Below are 16,121 nucleotides of genomic sequence, written 5' to 3' on the forward strand. Positions count from 1 at the left end.
GCGGCGTCAGAGGTTCTGGTAGTTCGGCCCGGATCCGCCTTCCGGCGTCACCCAGTTGATGATCTCGTACGGGTCCTTGATGTCGCAGGTCTTGCAGTGCACGCAGTTGGCGGCATTTATCTGCAGGCGCTTGCCGCTGCTGCCATCCGGCTTCGCCTCGTCGACGATCTCGTAGACGTTCGCTGGGCAGAAGCGCGTGCACGGGTTGTCGTATTCCTCGGCGCAGCGGGTGACACAGATGTTGGTGTCCAGCACCTTCAGGTGCACGGGCTGGTCCTCGTCGTGCTCGGTCGCGGCGTAGTACACGCTCTGCAGGCGGTCGCGCGGCGCGAGGTCGCGGTCGACGTAATCGCGCTTGGGCGACTCCTGCGCGCCGACCTTGTCCAGCGTCGACCAGTCGGCCTTGACCTTCAGCGTCCAGGGAGACAGGCCAGCGGTAATGGTTTCCCAGGCGGAGTTGAGGATGCCGAACCAGAGCCCGCGCTTGAAGCCGGGCTTGATGTTGCGGACCTTCTTCAGCTCGGCCATCGCCTCGGACGCACGCAGCTTTGCGTCGAACCCTTGCGGCGCGAGTTGCGATGCCACCAGGTGCTCGGCGGCGAGCATGCCCGAGCGGATCGCCTGGTGAGTGCCCTTGATCTTGGGGACGTTGAGCAGGCCGGCGGTATCGCCGATCAGCAGGGCGCCCGGCATTTCGACCTTGGGCAGCGACTGCCAGCCGCCGCAGACGATCGCGCGCGCGCCGGCCGAGAGGATGCTGCCGCCTTCCAGCAGCGGCTTGACCGAGGGATGGTTCTTCCATTGCTGGAAGGCTTCCCACGGCTTGTATTCGGGGTCCTGGTAGTCGAGCCCGCTGACGTAGCCCAGGGCGATGCGGCCCTTGTCCAGGTGATACAGGAAGCTGCCGCCGTAGGTCTTGGTATCGGCCGGCCAGCCGAAGCTGTGGACGATCTTTCCGGGCTCGACGCGGTCTTCGGGAACCTGCCACAGCTCCTTCAGGCCGATCGAGTAGCTTTGCGGATCGCTGTCGGCATCGAGCTTGAACTGCTTGACCAGGCGCTTGGTCAGGTGGCCGCGCGCACCTTCGGCGAGCACGGTGACCTTGGCGCGGATGTCGATACCCGCGGTGAAGCCGGGCTTGTGCGTACCATCCTTTGCCACGCCCATGTCGCCGATGCGCACGCCGATAACGGTGCCGTCGGCATCGTGCAGCGTTTCGGAGGCGGCGAAGCCGGGGTAGATCTCCACGCCAAGGGCTTCCGCCTGCGGCGCCAGCCACGCGCACAGGGCGCCGAGGCTGACGATCACGTTGCCCTTGTTGTGCATGCCCGGCGGGATTGGCAGTGGGATATGGCCGGTCTTGCTCAGCAGCCAGAACTCGTCCTTGACCGCCGGCACGCAGATCGGCGGCGGGTTGTCGCGCCAGTTCGGCAGCAACGCATCGAGCGGCCCGGTCTCGATCACCGCGCCGGACACGATCTGGGCGCCGATGGTCGAGGCCTTCTCGATGACGCACACCGAGATATCGGGATTGAGCTGCTTGAGCCGGATCGCGAACGCCAGGCCGGACGGCCCTGCGCCGACGGTGACGACGTCGTACTCCATGACATCGCGCTCGATCGGCATGGTGTTTTCGGGGGCGTCGGTCATTGGTGGCTCCGCGGGGGCCGCATGGCTTTGAATCCGGGGATTTTCGCGGTTGCGGACGGTACGGGCAAATCGGCTGTCCGGATTGTGTGCCAGGAGCACCGTGCTAGCGTCTGGCCATGAGCCTGCAGCGATTGCCGCTGGTCGATGCCGACGTCTCGTTCGACCCGCATTGGCTGGCGGACGACGAGGCGGAGCGGCTGTTTCGGGGCCTGCGCGACGAAGTCGCCTGGGAAACCCATCACGTCCGCCTGTTCGGGCGCGAGCACGCCTCGCCGCGCCTGAGTTGCTGGATCGGCGATCCCGGGACGGCCTATCGCTATTCCGGCACCCCGTTCGAGCCGCGGCCGTGGCCGTCGTCGCTGCAGCGCCTGCGCGAGCGCCTATGTTCCGAACTCGACGCCGGCTTCAACAGCGTGCTCGCCAATCGCTACCGCGACGGCCGGGACTGCATGGGCTGGCACAGCGACAGCGAGCCCGAACTCGGCCCGGCGCCGGTGATCGCGTCCGTCAGCCTGGGGGCGGCGCGGCGATTCGTGCTGAAGCATCGCGGCCAGCCGCAGGAGAAACTGGCGATCGAACTGCCGCACGGCAGCCTGCTGGTGATGGCGGGCGCAACGCAGCGCCACTACCGGCACGCGTTGCCGCGGACGGCGAAGGCAGTGGGCGAGCGGATCAACCTGACATTCCGGCAAATCCTGGGCTGACCGGACGCCAGGACAACGACCGGTCTAGCGGCGCGTGCGCTCGTACTGTTCGCCGGTGGTCAGGCTCCAGCCTGCAAGCTCGCCGCTGACCGAGGTCAGTGCCTGTTCGAACGCAGCCACCACGTCCGGCACGGCGGGCGACGACGCCGCCTGCGTCTGCAGGAACGTACGCGAACCGGCGAGCTGCTGGTCCTTGACGTGCAGCAGCTTGGCAGTGATTTCGATGGTTGCGGTCGGCGTCGCGCCACCGGCGTAATCGGACTCGAACCGGCGCACGTCCAGCAGCAGGCGGTAATCGTAGGCGATGCCGCTGCCCTGGCGGCCCACGCTGGCGATGCGGCCGGAGTCCTCCAGTGCATGCAGCACGCCGTCCTCGATCATGTCGCCGGGCGACTTCGCCCATTGCGCGCCCTTGTAGATCTGCAGCTCGCTCGGCGTCGGCCGGACCGCGATGCGCAGGCTGTCGGCGCTGCGCGCGCCGCTGGCGTGGCCAATGGCGAGCGCCCAGCGCACCTGCGGCCAGGCTTGCGTGGCCTGCACGTGGACGTCAGGCGCATAGATCGTCGGAGGCCCACTGCTGCCACCCGCCAGCAGTCGCGTGCAGCCCGCAAGCAACACCATCGCCACGAGCGTCGCCAGCCATGCGCCGGTGCGCATCGCCCTTGCCGATCCGGACCTGTGATTCCCCATTCCTGTGCTCATTTCGGCTCGAACTCCTTGGGTCGGTCGCGTCCCAGCAAGTACTGCGTGGGGCCGCTGTCGAGGCGACCGCTGATGCGGCGCAGGTCGCGCACCAGGCCGCGCAGCTCGGCCAGCGTCGGCCCGAGCTGGCTGAGCCCGTCATTGGCGAAGCTGCTGATCGCGGCGCGATTGTCGCTGACGATGCCGTTGACGCCACCGGCCGCCGAATCCAGTTTCGCCAGCGTGCCATCGAGCTTGGTGATCAGGGCCGGCAGCTTCTGCACCAGTTCACGGTCGATGTCGCTGACGGCCGCGTCGGTGCGGGTAAGGGTCTTTTCGAGCTGCTCGCTGGAGCGGCGCGCGCTGACGATCATCGCGCGCACGTCCTCGTGCTGGTCGCCGATCGCGCCGGTCATGGCCTCGATGCTCGCCAGCGAATTGGAGATGCGCTTGATGTTCTCCTCGCTCAGCAGCTCGTCCATGCGTGCAACGAGTTTGTTGGCCGTGTCGGCGATGTTCTGCAGCGCGGAGGCCTCGGCGCGGATGACCGGGACGTCGCTGTGGTCGACATCCATGAGCAGGCGCGCCTGCGGGCTGCCGCCGGTGAGCTGGATGATCGGCGGCGCGGTGAGGCTGGGCGTGGAGATCTTCGCGCGGGTGTCGGTCTTCACCGGCGTCCGCGCCTGGATGCGCAGGGTGGCGAGCACACGGCGCGGGTCCTGGGGCGACAGGCGCAGCGATTCGATGGTGCCGACGGAGATGCCGTTGTAGAGCACCGGGCTGCCTTCGCTCAGGCCGGTGACCGGTTCTTCGAAGATCACCGCGTACTGCTTCCAGTCCTTCTCGGACGAATACTTCGCCGCCCACAGGGCGAACAGCAGCAGGAACAGCGTCACCACGATGGTGAAGGCGCCGATCAGGACGTAGTTGGCCTTGGTTTCCATGTCAGTTTTCCTGGCTTTGCCGCGCGTATCCGGACTGCGCGGCGCGGGCACGCGGACCGTGGAAATAGTCCTGCACCCAAGGGTGATCGTAGCGTTCCACTTCCTCGATCGGCGCGCACACCACGACCTTGTGGTCGGCCAGCACCGCGACGCGGTCGCAGATGGCGTAGAGCGTGTCGAGGTCGTGGGTGACAAGGAAGACGGTGAGGCCCAGCGCCTCCTGCAGGGTGCGGATCAGGCGGTCGAAGGCGGCGGCGCCGATCGGATCCAGGCCCGCGGTGGGCTCGTCGAGGAACAGCAGCGGCGGATCCAGCGCCAGCGCCCGCGCCAGGCCGGCGCGCTTGCGCATGCCGCCCGACAGCTGCGAGGGCAGCTTGTTGATGGCATCGGCGGGCAGGCCGGAGAGCTTCACCTTGAGCAGTGCGAGTTCGTAGCGCAGCGAATCGGGCAGCTCGGGGTGGTACTCCTTCAACGGGACCTGCACGTTCTCGCCGACCGTGAGCGAGGAGAACAGCGCGCCGTCCTGGAACAGCACGCCGGTATTGCGTTCGATCTCGCGATGCGCGTTCGCGGTCTGACTGCGCGCATCGATCCCGAGCACTTCGATCGCGCCGGCGTCCGGTTCGTGCAGGCCCAGGATCGAGCGCATCAGCACCGACTTGCCGCTACCCGAGCCACCGACCACGCCGAGGATTTCGCCGGGACGCACGTCGAGGTCGAGCCCATCGTGCACGAGCTGTTCGCCGAAACGGTTGACGAGACCGCGCACGCGCACGATCGGTTCGGCGGCGTCAGGGACGATCACGGCGTTCAATAGCCCATCTCCATGAACCAGATCGCGGCCGCCGCATCGAGCACGATGACCAGCGAGATCGCCTGCACCACGCTGGATGTGGTGCGTTCGCCGACCGATTCGGCCGTGCCTTCGACCTGCAGGCCTTCCAGGCAGCCGATCAGGGAGATCACCAGGGCGAAGATCGGCGCCTTGACCAGGCCTACGACGAAGTGGCGCAGCTCCATCGTGTCGTGCATGCGCGCGAGGTACTGCATCGGCGGGATGTCCAGGCCGTAGGCGCCCACGGTGAGGCCACCGAGCAGGCCGAACACATTCGCGACGAAGGTCAGCAGCGGCAGCATCACCAGCAGCGCCAGCACGCGCGGGATCACCAGCAGGTCGATCGGATCCATCCCGAGCGTGCGGATCGCGTCGATCTCCTCGCGGCTCTTCATCGCGCCGATCTGCGCGGTGAAGGCACTGGCGGTACGGCCGGCGAGGATGATCGCCGTGAGCAGCACGCCGAACTCGCGCAGGAAGGCGATGCTCACCAGCTCGACGACATAGATCGTCGCGCCGAAGTCGCGCAGGATGTTCGAGCCCAGGAAGGCGATGACCGCGCCGACGAGGTAACACAGCAGGGCCACCAACGGCACGGCGTCGAGGCCGACCTGCTCCATGTGGTACACGGTAGCGGTGGGGCGGAAGCGGCTGGGTTCCTTGAACGTGCGCACGAGCTTCACCAGCGTCTCGCCGAAGAAGCCGATCAGCGCGAGGATTTCCTTGCCGTTGTCGTGGATCGCGAAGCCCAGGCGCGCCAGCGCGGCGGCGACGCCGTACTCGCGCTTCTTCTTGGGGCGGTCATCGGCCACGTCCTCGATCGCGCAGACCAGGTCGCGGTGGTCATCGCGGAAGCGGATGCTGTCGAAGCCGAAACCGTGGCGTCGGGAGAATCGCAACAGTTGCAGGACGCCCAGCGAGTCGAGGCGATCGACAGCGCTGGCGTCGATGGAGTCGATCGTGCGGGGCGCCGTCGAGAGGGCCTGGCTGATGGCCTCGGCGTACTCCAGCGTCCATTGCCCGCTCAGGCGCAGGCGCGGCGGACTACCTTCGGCAACTAGCTGCGGTCGGGACGCGGTCGAAGCGGTCATGGCCTCTTGAGGATACAGGCGCAAGTGGTCGAATGGTCCATGCCGCGGGTGAGTACCGCGGGCAGGGGATTCGACATCGCGCAGTGGTACCGGCCCGGCCTGCACCCGGCAGCCTTGCGCGGGCCGCCGCCCCGCGGGCGCTGCATGGCATGCCGCAAGCGCTGCATGGGCGTGCCGCAGGCGCTGGGGCATGCGATCCTTCGCACGTCACGCAACGGCCTCCGCACTCTTGTTCACTCCCGCCACCTTCTTCGCCTCGATCAGCTTCGCCGACCGCGCGGCGTTCCTGGTGGACTTGGCCGCCCGTTTGCACCGCTACGGCACCACCGCGCAGCGTCTCGAGGGCGCGATGATCGCGGTGTCGCGCAAGCTGCACGTCGAGTGCGAGCCGTGGTCGAACCCGACCGGGATGATCCTCACCTTCAATGATCCTTCGCGACCGGAGGAGACAGAGATCACGCGCGTGCTGCGCCTGCCGGTAGGCGAAACCGATCTCCACCGGCTCGCCGAGACCGACCGCATCGCCGAGGAAGTGATGTCGGGCACGCTGGACCTCAGGCAAGCGCGCGAGCAGATGAGCGCGCTCGACCGGCCGCCGACCTGGCGCTGGCGGATCATGCAGGTGCTCGGCTACAGCCTCGCCGCCCTCGCCGTCGCCGGACTGCTGCGCCTGCCCTGGGTGGACATCGCGGTGGCCGGGTTCAACGGACTGATCATTGGCGCCCTGAGCGACTATGCGACGCACCGGCCGCGGTTGCGCGAAGCCACCGAAGCGGTCGCGGCGATGCTCGCTGGCTTGATCACCGCGCTGGTGGCGAGCCTGATTGCCCCGCTCAACCAGAACACGGTGATCATCGCCTCGTTGATCGTGCTGCTCCCCGGCCTGGCCCTGACCAATGCGGTCAACGAGCTCACCAGCCAGCACCTAGCGTCCGGGACGGCGCGTTTTGCCGGCGCGGTGACCACGGTGCTCAAGCTGACCGTCGGTGCGGTGATCGCGCTGTACATCACGAACCTGCTTGGACTGCACCCCTGGGTACATGCGTCGCGGCCGCAGCCGGCCTGGGTGGAGACCTGCTCGCTGGTGCTGGCCGCATTTGCGTTCGCGGTGCTGTTCCGCGCCAGCCGCCGCGACTACCTGCTGGTCATGGTGGCCGCCGCTTCGGGGTACCTGATCGCACGCTACGCGGGCGAGAGCCTCGGCAGTCCGTCCGGCATCTTCCTCGCCGCATTGCTGCTGACCGCCGCCGGAAACGCCTACGCGCGCTGGTGGAAGCGGCCCGGCGCGATCATCCGCCTGCCGGGCATCATCCTGCTCGTGCCGGGCAGCACCAGCCTGCGCGGCCTGCTGTCGATGATCCAGCAGCAGGATGCGGTGGTGGGGCAGGACGCGCTGCTGGCGGTGCTGAATGTCCTGCTGGCGCTGGTGGCGGGATTGCTGTTCGGCAACCTGTTGTTGCCACCGGGGCGCAATCTGTAGCGTGCTCGAGCGAATCCGCCGCGAGTGACGCAATGAAAAAAGCCGGCCAATAGACCGGCTTTTTCATGCCGCGACGCGCCGCGGCTTGAGCCTTACTGCGCCGCGATCAGGAATTCCTCGATCCTGCGGCCGTTGTCCAGATAGGTCGCCAGCCAGCGCGGCGGCTTGCCGCGGCCCGCCCAGGTTTCCCCGGCATTGGCCGGATTGCGGTACTTGGGCTCAACCTTGCCCAGCTTGTAGCCCTTGGTGGTCTTGCGCGCCTTGGGGGCCTTGGGTGCGGAGGCGGCCTTCGCCGCCGGCGCGCCGCCGAAGAGTTCCGCGATAGTGAAGCCCTCGGCCCGTGCCAGGTCGGTGAGCTTCCTGCGCACCACGGCGATCGGCTTGCGCTTGCTGAGCGTGGTCTTGCGCTTCTTCGCCTGGTTGATCAGCGCGTCCAGTTCCTTCGTGGACAGGCCGGTGATGTCGATCGACATGGAACCTCCGGATTGCGATGGATATGCGACCGTGGCCGGCCTTGCCATCGATTATGCCGCGCCCAGCCGCGCGAGCAACGCCGCGCGATCGAGATTCTCGGCCTCGCTGGCGCGGCGGTGGCGGTATTCGAACGAGCCGGCGGCGATGCCGCGCTCGGACACCACCACGCGATGCGGGATGCCGATCAGCTCGATGTCGGCGAACATCGCGCCCGGACGCAGGCCGCGGTCGTCGAGCACGGCTTCGATGCCGGCGGCATTGAGTTCGCGATACAGCGCTTCGGCCGCCGCACTGACGCTGGCGTCGTTCTTCGGGTTGATCATGCACACCGCGACCTGCCACGGCGCCATCGCGTCGGGCCAGACGATGCCGTTGGCGTCGTGGTTCTGCTCGATGGCGGCTGCCACGATCCGCGACACGCCGATGCCGTAGCAGCCCATCGCCGGCATGACAGCCTTGCCGTTGGCGTCGAGCACGGTGCACTGCATCGCCTCGGAATACTTGCGGCCCAGTGCGAACACATGGCCGACCTCGATGCCGCGCGCGAAGCCGAGGGTGCCCTTGCCGTCCGGCGAGGGATCGCCTTCGGCGACGTTGCGGATGTCGGCGACGTCGTCGGGTTCGGGGAGGTCGCGGCCCCAGTTCACGCCCGCGATGTGGAAGCCCTTCTCGTTGGCGCCGACGACGAAGTCGGCCATCGCGGCGACGCTGCGGTCGGCGACGATGCGGATCTTCCGCTTGGGGGACCCGGCGGTGCTCTTGGCACCGCCGACAAGCACGGGTCCCAGGAAGCCCGGCTCGCTGCCCAGGTGCGTATCGATCTCGCCTTCGTTGGCCAGGCGGTATTCGCCCAGGCCCGCCAGCTTGGCCAGCTTGATCTCGTTGACGACGTGGTCGCCGCGCACCAGCGCCAGCACGAACTGCGGGTTGCCATCGGCATCCGCGCCCATCACCGCGACCGACTTCACCGTGCGCTTGAGGTCGATGCCCATCAGCGCGGCGACGTCTTCGCAGGTCTTCTGCGTGGGCGTGTCGACCTTGCGCATCGCCTCGGCAGCGGCGGGACGCGGACCCGGTGCGACTGCTTCGGCCAGTTCGACGTTGGCGGCATAGTCGGAGTCGCTGGAGAAGGCCAGCGCATCCTCGCCGGAGTCGGCCAGCACATGGAATTCGTGCGAAGCGCTGCCGCCGATCGCGCCGGTGTCGGCGAACACGGCGCGGAACTTCAGTCCCAGGCGGGTGAAGATGCGGCCGTAGGTGTCGTACATGTTCTTGTATTCGGCGGCGAGCGATTCGTCGTCGACGTGGAAGGAGTAGGCGTCCTTCATCAGGAACTCGCGCGCGCGCATCACGCCGAAGCGCGGGCGGATCTCGTCGCGGAACTTGGTCTGGATGTTGTAGAAATTGACCGGGAGCTGCTTGTAGCTGGACAACTCGCTGCGGGCGAAGTCGGTGATGACTTCCTCGGCGGTCGGTCCGTAGCAGTAGCCGGCCTCCTTGCGGTCCTGGATCTTGAGCAACTGGCCGCCGAACTTCTCCCAGCGCCCGGTCTCCTCCCACAGTTCCTGCGGCTGGATCGTCGGCATCAGCAGTTCGACCGCGCCGGCGGCGTCCATCTCCTCGCGCACCGCGCGCTCGACCTTGCGCAGCACGCGCAGGCCCAGCGGGCTCCACGTGTACAGGCCAGCGGCGAGCTTGCGGATCATGCCGGCCTTGAGCATCAGCTTGTGGCTGACGATCTCGGCCTCGGCGGGGGTTTCCTTGCTGGTGTGGAGGTGGAACTGCGACAGGCGCATCGGCGGGGGGTTCACGCGAAGGGAAGCGGGCATTTTGCCATGCGTTTCGCGGGTTTACCGGCTTCGCCGTAATGGAGCAGCTTCGGCCCGTTGCGGGCCGGAGGCGCTCTCCCGGGCTTCATTTCCCAGGCGTTTCGGGCAGGTCGGCGCTGCGGTCGCCGTGGACCTCGATGCCGTCGTAGGGTTCGCGGTCTATGCGTACGTACTTGCGCCCCTTCGGCGGCTGCTCGGTGATCTGCAGCACGCCGTTGGCATCGTGCCAGCGGTAGAGCACGGGACGGGCCGCTTCGGCCGCGGCGGCGGCCTTGCGTTCGTGTTCGGCGCGGGCGTGCTCGCGTTCGTCGCGCGTGGTCCACCACCACAACGCGGCACCGATCGCGATGCCGCCGACGAGGGCCCAGCCCAGGCGCATGTCAGGGCGCCGCAGCGGGCTGCTTGCAGTGGTTGGTCAGCACCCACTCGGTGCGCTGGACTTGCTTCGCGCGTTCTTCCGCGGTCATGGTTGCGTCGGGCTTGCCATCGCCGTTGGCGTCGAGGCCGACGGGCTGGGAGCTCTTCAGTTGTTCCAGGTTCTTGCGCGCCGTGGCGCAGTTGGCCTCTTCCGGCGTCAGGGCGGCTTGCTGCGGCGCTGCGGGGGCGTCCTGCAGTTCGCGGTTCTTCACGCCCTGCTGCCCGGGTGGCGGGGCATCGGCGTAATGGGTCACGCCCTTGGCGTCCTTCCACTGGTAGACCGTTCCGGCGAAGGCGCCCGGGGCGAACAGCACGGTGGCGAGCGCCAGGAGCAGGCGGGGCGAGAGCGGGCGGATCATGCGGCTGCGCATGGGAATGCTCGGATCAGCGGCGGAAGCTGGATTGCAGCACCGTGCCCGCGCGCAGGCAAGGGTTAAACTCGTGGACATGGACCCATCGCACATCCCACGGCCGCGCGGCCGCGGCATCTACCTGCTGCCCAACCTGTTCACCACCGGCGGCATGTTCGCCGGCTTCTACGCGATCATCGCGGCGACGCAGGGGCATTTCGAGAATGCCTGCATCGCCGTTTTCATCGCCGCCATCCTCGATGGCCTCGATGGCCGGGTCGCGCGCCTGACCAACACCCAGAGCGAATTCGGCGTGCAGTACGACTCGCTCGCCGACCTGATCAGCTTCGGCCTGGCACCGGCGCTGGTGATGTACCACTGGGCCCTGTCATCGACACGCCTGGATGGCGTGGTGCCGGGCAAGCTCGGCTGGATCGCGGCCTTCCTCTATGCCGCGTGCGCGGCGATCCGCCTGGCGCGCTTCAACTCGCAGGTGGGGCAGGTCGACAAGCGCTGGTTCATCGGACTGGCGAGCCCGGCGTCGGCGGGACTGGTCGTGAGTTTCGTATGGACCTGCCACGACAACGGTTTCACCGGCGAGGAGCTGCGCTACGTCGCGCTGGGCGTGACCGTGGCGGCCGCGTTGTTGATGGTGAGCCGGTTCCGCTATTTCAGTTTCAAGGGCGGCGGACCACGCAGCGACCGCATGCCATTCCTGGTCGGGGTCGTGGTGCTCGCGGTGCTGGTGGCGGTCGCCATCGATCCGCCATCGGTACTGCTGTCGATCGGCGTGCTCTACGCATTGTCGGGGCCGGGGCGGGCGCTGTGGCGCCGCATGCGCCGCCTGCCGCCGGAGCCTGCAACGTGATGTCCGCGCACGACACGCCGTGGAGTGCGCAGCAGCGTGAATGGTTGCAGGCACTGGGCCATGAGGTGCTGATGCCGGCTTCGGCAGGCGGCGGTGTCGCCGCGCCGGAGCCGCCCGGGGATCGCGCCGGCTCGGCGCCGCGCGCTGCGAAAGCAGACGTGCCGACAAAAGACGCGCCGACAAAACCGGCGGCCCCGCTGTCGCCGCTGCTGGCCGCGCTGGCGCGGGCGGCGAACCGGAACCCGCAAGACTCCGAGCTCCTGGCGGCATTGCCCGATCTCGCCACGCTGGGCGACGTCGCCGCGCGCCGCGCGCTGTGGCCGCGCCTGCGCGCACTGCGCAGGCGGACGCCGCAATGAACGCACGCGCGCAAGATCAGGCCCTGCCGCTGGCCTTGCGGGCGATGCGCGAGGACGACCTCGCCGCCGTACAGCTGATCGAGGCGCGCGCTTATGAGTTCCCCTGGACCCTGGGGATCTTCCGCGACTGCCTGCGTGCCGATTATCCGGCGTGGGTGCTGTCCAACGACGAGCGCATCGTCGGTTACTTCCTGATGTCGATCGCGGCAGGCGAGGCGCACGTGCTCAACATCTGCATCGCACCGGAACTGCAGGGGCAGGGGCATGGCCGCCGCCTGCTGCATGCGCTGCTGAAGATGGCGCGTGCCCGTAGCGTGGCCCGTGTCTTCCTCGAGGTGCGGCCGTCGAACGCGAATGCGATCGCGCTGTACCACGACGAGGGCTTCAACGAGATTGGCCGCCGGCCGCGCTACTACCCAGCGAAGGACGGACGCGAGGATGCGCTGGTGATGGCGATGGAGCTACTCCCTGTCGAGTGAGCCCACAAGCCACTCGGGAGGGTGGATGAAGAAGCCGCTTCGAACGCTGCTGCTGGGCGGGTGCGGGTCGCTGGGGCTGGCCCTCGCCGTGGCCAGGGTCATGGCCAACGAGCCCGCGACCGCGCTGCTGCTGGAGGAATCGCCGAGCTGCGTGCAGGCGCGCCTGGGGCGGGTATCAGTGCAGCTTGGGAGCCGGGAGCCCAACAATCGCACGGGCATGGCGCCGGCGAGTGTCAGTTACCACAAGGCATTTGCCGAACTCGTGCAGGCAGCCGAGGCGAAGGGCGCGGATGCCGTGGTGCTGCGCAGCCATGAGGCCGACTACGTGGGCAAGGGCGCCAGGCAACCCAGGCGCCCGACCTGGCTCTACCTGGAAGGGGCCGCGGTCCGGCTGAAGCCTCCGGTGCAGTCCTGCCACCTGGTCATCATCGACCCCGCGGAGTTCGAGCGCCGTGCCAGCGCCGCCGTGCGCGAGGATGTCCGTATCGACACCGGCAAGAGCTTCTGACCAGGCGCCGCCGGCGAGCGGCGGCACCCGGTTGCGATCAGCCCAGTTTCGCCCGTTGCGCCGCCAGGCCCTCGAGCTGCGTGGTCCAGTCGACCAGGCGCTGACGCTCCTGCTCGATCACCGCAGCCGGCACCTTGTCGGTGAACTTGGCGAGCTTGGCTTCGCTCTTTTCCTTTTCGCCGGCGACCCGCGCGATTTCCTTTTCAACGCGCGCGCGCTCGGCCGACAGGTCGACCAGGCCTTCCAGCGGCACGAGCAGGTGCAGTTCGCCCACCACGGCTGCGGCCGAAGCCGGCGCGGACTTGGCATCGGCGATGAAATCGATGCGTTCCAGCTTGGTGAGGAAGCGCAACTGCGAGTCGAAGCGCTGCGCGCGCGCCCGATCGGCCTCGTTGCCTTCCGCGAGCAGCAGCGGCACCAGCTTCGACGGCGCGACATTGAGTTCGCTGCGCACGCGGCGCAATGCCGAGACCATGGCCTTGAGCCACTCGATGTCGGCTTCGGCCCGCGCTTGATCGGCGCCGGCGAAATCCGCGGCTTGCGGATAGGGTCGCAGCATGACCGTCGTCTCCGCGATGCCAAGCCGCGGCGCGACCGCCTGCCACAGCTCTTCGGTCACGAACGGCACCAGCGGGTGCAGCAGCGACAGCAGGCGCTCGAGCACGTACAGCAGCGTGTGGCGTGTGCTGTCCGCCGCGGCCGCATCGGCGCCGTTGAGTGCCGGCTTGGCGAGTTCCACGAACCAGTCGCAGAAGTTGTTCCAGGCGAACTCGTACAGCGCCTGCGCGAGCAGGTCGAAGCGGTAGGACGCGAAGTGCTGTTCGGCCTCGGCCGCGGTCTTCGCCAACTGCGCGAGGATCCAGCGTTCGGCATCGGTCTTAGGCTGCGGCACGCCGGTGAAGCTCGCGCCTTCAGTATTCATCAACACGAAGCGCGAGGCGTTCCACAGCTTGTTGCAGAAGTTCTTGTAACCCTCGGCGCGGCCGAGGTCGAACTTGATGTCGCGGCCGTGGCCGGCGAGGGCGCTGATGGTGAAACGCAGCGCGTCGGCGCCGAAGGCGGGGATGCCGTCGGGGAATTCCTTGCGCGTGGCCTTCTCGATCTTCTCGGCCATCTTCGGCTGCATCAGGCCGGTGGTGCGCTTGGCGACCAGGTCGTCGAGCGAGATGCCGTCGATGATGTCGATCGGGTCGAGGATGTTGCCCTTGGACTTCGACATCTTCTGCCCGTGCGCATCGCGCACCAGGCCGGTGATGTAGACGTCCTTGAACGGGACGCGACCGGTGAAGTGGTCGGTCATGAAGATCATGCGCGCGACCCAGAAAAAGATGATGTCGAAGCCGGTGACGAGCACCGACGACGGCAGGTACTTGTCGAAGCCGCGTTCCTGCATCAGTTCCGCGTTCGGCCAACCCATGGTGCTGAACGGCCATAGCGCCGAGGAGAACCAGGTCTCCAGCACGTCGTTGTCCTGCGTCAGCACGACCTCGGTGCCGAGCGAATGCTTCGCGCGGACTTCCGCTTCGCTACGGCCGACGTAGAAGTTGCCGGTGGCGTCGTACCAGGCCGGGATGCGATGGCCCCACCAGAGCTGGCGGCTGATGCACCAGTCCTGGATGTTCTCCATCCAGTGGCGGTACGTGCTGATCCAGTTCGCCGGGACGAACTGGATGTCGCCCTGCTCGACGAGGTCCAGCCCGCGCTTGGCGAAGCCGTCCATCTGCACGAACCACTGGTCGGTCAGGTAGGGCTCGATCACCTGGTTGGTGCGGTCGCCACGCGGCACCTGCAGCTTGTGCGGCCTGGTCTCGATGAGCAGGCCTTCGGCTTCGAGATCGGCGAGCACGGCCTTGCGCGCGACGTAACGATCGAGGTCGCGGTATTTCTCCGGGACGTTGTCGTTGGTGACGGCGTCCGGGGTAAAGATGTTGATCATCGGCAGCTTGTGGCGCTGGCCGACCTGGTAGTCGTTGAAGTCGTGCGCGGGCGTGACCTTGACCACGCCGGTGCCGAATTCGCGATCGACGTAGGCGTCGGCGATGACCGGGATCTCGCGACCGGTCAGCGGCAGTTTCACCGTCTTGCCGATCAGGTGCGCATAGCGCTCGTCTTCCGGATGCACCATCACGGCGGTGTCGCCGAGCATGGTTTCCGGGCGGGTGGTGGCGACGGTGAGCGTGCCGCTGCCGTCGCCGAGCGGATAGGCGATCGACCACAGGTGGCCGTCTTCTTCCTCGTTGACCACTTCGAGATCGGAGATCGCGGTCTTCAGCACCGGATCCCAGTTGACCAGGCGCTGGCCGCGATAGACCAGGCCCTGCTCGTGCAGCTTCACGAAGGCTTCGACGACGGCTTCCGCGGCCATCGGGTCCATGGTGAACACGCTGCGGGTCCAGTCGCCGGACGTGCCGAGGCGGCGCATCTGCCGCTCGATAGTGTCGCCGGACTGCTGCTTCCACTCCCACACCTTGGCGATGAAGCCGTCGCGGCCGAGCGAGTCGCGCGTTTCGCCCTTGCCTTCGGCGGTGAGGTTGCGCGACACCACCATTTCCGTGGCGATGCCGGCGTGGTCGGTGCCCATCTGCCACAGCACGTCGAAGCCGCGCATGCGCTGATAGCGCACCAGTGCGTCCTGCAGCGTGTGCTGGAACGCGTGGCCCATGTGCAGCGTGCCGGTCACGTTTGGCGGCGGCAGCAGGATGGTGTAGGGCTCGCCCTCTCCCCGTGGTTGGAACACGCCGCTGCTCTCCCACTGCTGGTACAGGCGGGTTTCGAACTGGGTGGGGTCGTAGCTGGAGGAGAGCGTCTGGGTCATGGCTTGCGCTTATTGGTGCTGTTGCTGTTGCTGTCGCTGTTGCTTGTGCTCGTCATCCCGGCGTAAGCCGGGATCCATTTTTGCTGTTGCTGTTGCTGTTGCATCGCGTACTACGCGCGAATAGAGCAAAGTCAAAATGGATCCCGGCTTGCGCCGGGATGACGAAGTCGGCGCGCCCGGCATCCCGGACGCACCGGACATCTCTTACATGTCGTACTTCTTCAACTCCAGTCCGCGCGCCTGGTAGTGCTTCCAGCGCTCGCGCAGCGGGCCGCGCGCGGACTCGTCGGCGGGGACGACTTCCAGCACGCGCTCGAAGCTGCCGTCGACCGCCGCGTCGCGCAGGTTGATCACCAGCGGTCGCAGCGGTGCGTCGACATCGGGCGAGGCGATCAGGACCGCGGCTTCTTCCTCGTCGACGTCCGCACCGGCGATCTGGTGCGGGATGTAGACGTCCTCGCCCATGTCCCACAACAGATCGTCGAGCTGTTCGGCCTGCGCCGCATCGCGCGCGAGCACCAGCGTCCACAACCCGGCGTCGTGCGCCTTGCGTGCGAGCTCGCACACCAGGCGCAGCGGTTCGGCCTTGAACCGTTCCTTGGCGATCAGGTAGAAGTCGGCGCGCGCCACGGTGCGG

The 16,121-nt window shown here is 67.6% G+C and carries 17 protein-coding genes; 6 read left to right on the plus strand and 11 right to left on the minus strand.

Annotation, left to right across the window (positions count from 1 at the left end; translation table 11 throughout):
- Positions 1–6: 6 nt before the first annotated feature.
- Positions 7–1,650, minus strand: a complete 1,644-nt coding sequence (locus ACYVGE_RS00645) for an electron transfer flavoprotein-ubiquinone oxidoreductase (RefSeq protein ID WP_460726133.1) — start codon at positions 1,648–1,650, stop codon at positions 7–9.
- Positions 1,651–1,766: 116 nt separating this feature from the next.
- Here ACYVGE_RS00645 and ACYVGE_RS00650 point away from each other — a divergent pair, with 116 nt between their 5' ends.
- Positions 1,767–2,354 carry an alpha-ketoglutarate-dependent dioxygenase AlkB family protein gene (locus ACYVGE_RS00650; protein WP_460726135.1) on the plus strand — a complete coding sequence of 196 codons (588 nt, stop codon included), beginning with the start codon at positions 1,767–1,769 and terminating at the stop codon, positions 2,352–2,354.
- Positions 2,355–2,378: 24 nt separating this feature from the next.
- Here the strand turns inward: ACYVGE_RS00650 and ACYVGE_RS00655 are convergent, their stop codons facing one another.
- Genes ACYVGE_RS00655 through ACYVGE_RS00670 form a run of 4 tightly spaced genes read right to left on the minus strand, consistent with a single transcriptional unit; the run spans position 2,379 to position 5,905 of the window.
- Positions 2,379–3,011 carry an ABC-type transport auxiliary lipoprotein family protein gene (locus ACYVGE_RS00655; RefSeq protein WP_460726137.1) on the minus strand — a complete coding sequence of 211 codons (633 nt, stop codon included), beginning with the start codon at positions 3,009–3,011 and terminating at the stop codon, positions 2,379–2,381.
- A 41-nt stretch (positions 3,012–3,052) separates the two neighbouring features.
- Positions 3,053–3,979 (minus strand): MlaD family protein, encoded by a 927-nt coding sequence (locus tag ACYVGE_RS00660; RefSeq protein WP_460726139.1) that lies wholly within the window; start codon positions 3,977–3,979, stop codon positions 3,053–3,055.
- 1 nt (position 3,980) lies between these two features.
- Positions 3,981–4,793, minus strand: coding sequence for an ABC transporter ATP-binding protein (locus ACYVGE_RS00665; protein WP_460726142.1), 813 nt, complete (start codon positions 4,791–4,793; stop codon positions 3,981–3,983).
- On the minus strand, positions 4,790–5,905 hold the full coding sequence (locus ACYVGE_RS00670) for an ABC transporter permease (protein WP_460726144.1): 1,116 nt from the start codon (positions 5,903–5,905) through the stop codon (positions 4,790–4,792). Before ACYVGE_RS00670 ends, ACYVGE_RS00665 begins: the two co-directional genes overlap by 4 nt.
- A 190-nt stretch (positions 5,906–6,095) precedes the next feature.
- Between ACYVGE_RS00670 and ACYVGE_RS00675 the strand changes: the two genes are divergently transcribed.
- Positions 6,096–7,385, plus strand: a complete 1,290-nt coding sequence (locus ACYVGE_RS00675) for a threonine/serine exporter family protein (RefSeq protein WP_460726146.1) — start codon at positions 6,096–6,098, stop codon at positions 7,383–7,385.
- A gap of 92 nt (positions 7,386–7,477) precedes the next feature.
- On the opposite strand, the gene ACYVGE_RS00680 is transcribed toward ACYVGE_RS00675, so the two are convergent.
- From ACYVGE_RS00680 to ACYVGE_RS00695, 4 genes are all read right to left on the minus strand, one after another.
- On the minus strand, positions 7,478–7,858 hold the full coding sequence (locus ACYVGE_RS00680; protein WP_460726148.1) for an H-NS histone family protein: 381 nt from the start codon (positions 7,856–7,858) through the stop codon (positions 7,478–7,480).
- Between the two features lie 51 nt (positions 7,859–7,909).
- The gene (locus tag ACYVGE_RS00685; RefSeq protein ID WP_460727250.1) at positions 7,910–9,655 is read right to left on the minus strand and encodes a proline--tRNA ligase; all 1,746 of its coding nucleotides are present in this window, start codon (positions 9,653–9,655) and stop codon (positions 7,910–7,912) included.
- A 118-nt stretch (positions 9,656–9,773) separates the two neighbouring features.
- Positions 9,774–10,067: a DUF4124 domain-containing protein gene (locus ACYVGE_RS00690; RefSeq protein ID WP_460726150.1), complete on the minus strand. Its 294-nt coding sequence runs from the start codon at positions 10,065–10,067 to the stop codon at positions 9,774–9,776.
- 1 nt (position 10,068) lies between these two features.
- Positions 10,069–10,476: a DUF4124 domain-containing protein gene (locus tag ACYVGE_RS00695; protein ID WP_460726152.1), complete on the minus strand. Its 408-nt coding sequence runs from the start codon at positions 10,474–10,476 to the stop codon at positions 10,069–10,071.
- A gap of 76 nt (positions 10,477–10,552) precedes the next feature.
- On the opposite strand from ACYVGE_RS00695, the gene pssA reads away from it, so the two are divergent.
- The 4 genes from pssA to ACYVGE_RS00715 are packed head-to-tail and all read left to right on the plus strand — an operon-like array spanning position 10,553 to position 12,669.
- On the plus strand, positions 10,553–11,323 hold the full coding sequence (gene pssA, locus ACYVGE_RS00700; RefSeq protein WP_460726154.1) for a CDP-diacylglycerol--serine O-phosphatidyltransferase: 771 nt from the start codon (positions 10,553–10,555) through the stop codon (positions 11,321–11,323).
- The gene (locus ACYVGE_RS00705; protein ID WP_460726156.1) at positions 11,323–11,682 is read left to right on the plus strand and encodes a hypothetical protein; all 360 of its coding nucleotides are present in this window, start codon (positions 11,323–11,325) and stop codon (positions 11,680–11,682) included. The genes pssA and ACYVGE_RS00705 overlap by 1 nt, the downstream gene beginning before the upstream one ends.
- Positions 11,679–12,161 (plus strand): ribosomal protein S18-alanine N-acetyltransferase, encoded by a 483-nt coding sequence (rimI, locus tag ACYVGE_RS00710; RefSeq protein WP_460726158.1) that lies wholly within the window; start codon positions 11,679–11,681, stop codon positions 12,159–12,161. Before ACYVGE_RS00705 ends, rimI begins: the two co-directional genes overlap by 4 nt.
- 25 nt (positions 12,162–12,186) lie before the next feature.
- Entirely contained in the window at positions 12,187–12,669 is a 483-nt protein-coding gene (locus ACYVGE_RS00715) for a hypothetical protein (RefSeq protein WP_460726160.1), read from the plus strand.
- A gap of 37 nt (positions 12,670–12,706) precedes the next feature.
- Here the strand turns inward: ACYVGE_RS00715 and ACYVGE_RS00720 are convergent, their stop codons facing one another.
- Together ACYVGE_RS00720 and ACYVGE_RS00725 are read right to left on the minus strand one after the other, a co-directional pair.
- Complete coding sequence (locus ACYVGE_RS00720; protein WP_460726162.1) at positions 12,707–15,484, minus strand: valine--tRNA ligase; 2,778 nt, start codon at positions 15,482–15,484, stop codon at positions 12,707–12,709.
- Positions 15,485–15,688: 204 nt separating this feature from the next.
- The gene (locus ACYVGE_RS00725) at positions 15,689–16,114 is read right to left on the minus strand and encodes a DNA polymerase III subunit chi (RefSeq protein WP_310050691.1); all 426 of its coding nucleotides are present in this window, start codon (positions 16,112–16,114) and stop codon (positions 15,689–15,691) included.
- Positions 16,115–16,121 lie beyond the last annotated feature (7 nt).

This window comes from Lysobacter rhizosphaerae, from assembly GCF_054779795.1.

Excerpts from the sequence above, each read along its gene's own strand:
- ACYVGE_RS00645 (WP_460726133.1), bottom strand. The coding sequence starts at position 1,650 with ATGACCGACGCCCCCGAAAACACCATGCCGATCGAGCGCGATGTCATG.
- ACYVGE_RS00650 (WP_460726135.1), top strand. The coding sequence starts at position 1,767 with ATGAGCCTGCAGCGATTGCCGCTGGTCGATGCCGACGTCTCGTTCGAC.
- ACYVGE_RS00655 (WP_460726137.1), bottom strand. The coding sequence starts at position 3,011 with ATGCGCACCGGCGCATGGCTGGCGACGCTCGTGGCGATGGTGTTGCTT.
- ACYVGE_RS00660 (WP_460726139.1), bottom strand. The coding sequence starts at position 3,979 with ATGGAAACCAAGGCCAACTACGTCCTGATCGGCGCCTTCACCATCGTG.
- ACYVGE_RS00670 (WP_460726144.1), bottom strand. The coding sequence starts at position 5,905 with ATGACCGCTTCGACCGCGTCCCGACCGCAGCTAGTTGCCGAAGGTAGT.
- ACYVGE_RS00675 (WP_460726146.1), top strand. The coding sequence starts at position 6,096 with ATGCGATCCTTCGCACGTCACGCAACGGCCTCCGCACTCTTGTTCACT.
- ACYVGE_RS00680 (WP_460726148.1), bottom strand. The coding sequence starts at position 7,858 with ATGTCGATCGACATCACCGGCCTGTCCACGAAGGAACTGGACGCGCTG.
- ACYVGE_RS00685 (WP_460727250.1), bottom strand. The coding sequence starts at position 9,655 with ATGCGCCTGTCGCAGTTCCACCTCCACACCAGCAAGGAAACCCCCGCC.
- ACYVGE_RS00690 (WP_460726150.1), bottom strand. The coding sequence starts at position 10,067 with ATGCGCCTGGGCTGGGCCCTCGTCGGCGGCATCGCGATCGGTGCCGCG.
- ACYVGE_RS00695 (WP_460726152.1), bottom strand. The coding sequence starts at position 10,476 with ATGCGCAGCCGCATGATCCGCCCGCTCTCGCCCCGCCTGCTCCTGGCG.
- pssA (WP_460726154.1), top strand. The coding sequence starts at position 10,553 with ATGGACCCATCGCACATCCCACGGCCGCGCGGCCGCGGCATCTACCTG.
- ACYVGE_RS00705 (WP_460726156.1), top strand. The coding sequence starts at position 11,323 with ATGTCCGCGCACGACACGCCGTGGAGTGCGCAGCAGCGTGAATGGTTG.
- rimI (WP_460726158.1), top strand. The coding sequence starts at position 11,679 with ATGAACGCACGCGCGCAAGATCAGGCCCTGCCGCTGGCCTTGCGGGCG.
- ACYVGE_RS00715 (WP_460726160.1), top strand. The coding sequence starts at position 12,187 with ATGAAGAAGCCGCTTCGAACGCTGCTGCTGGGCGGGTGCGGGTCGCTG.
- ACYVGE_RS00720 (WP_460726162.1), bottom strand. The coding sequence starts at position 15,484 with ATGACCCAGACGCTCTCCTCCAGCTACGACCCCACCCAGTTCGAAACC.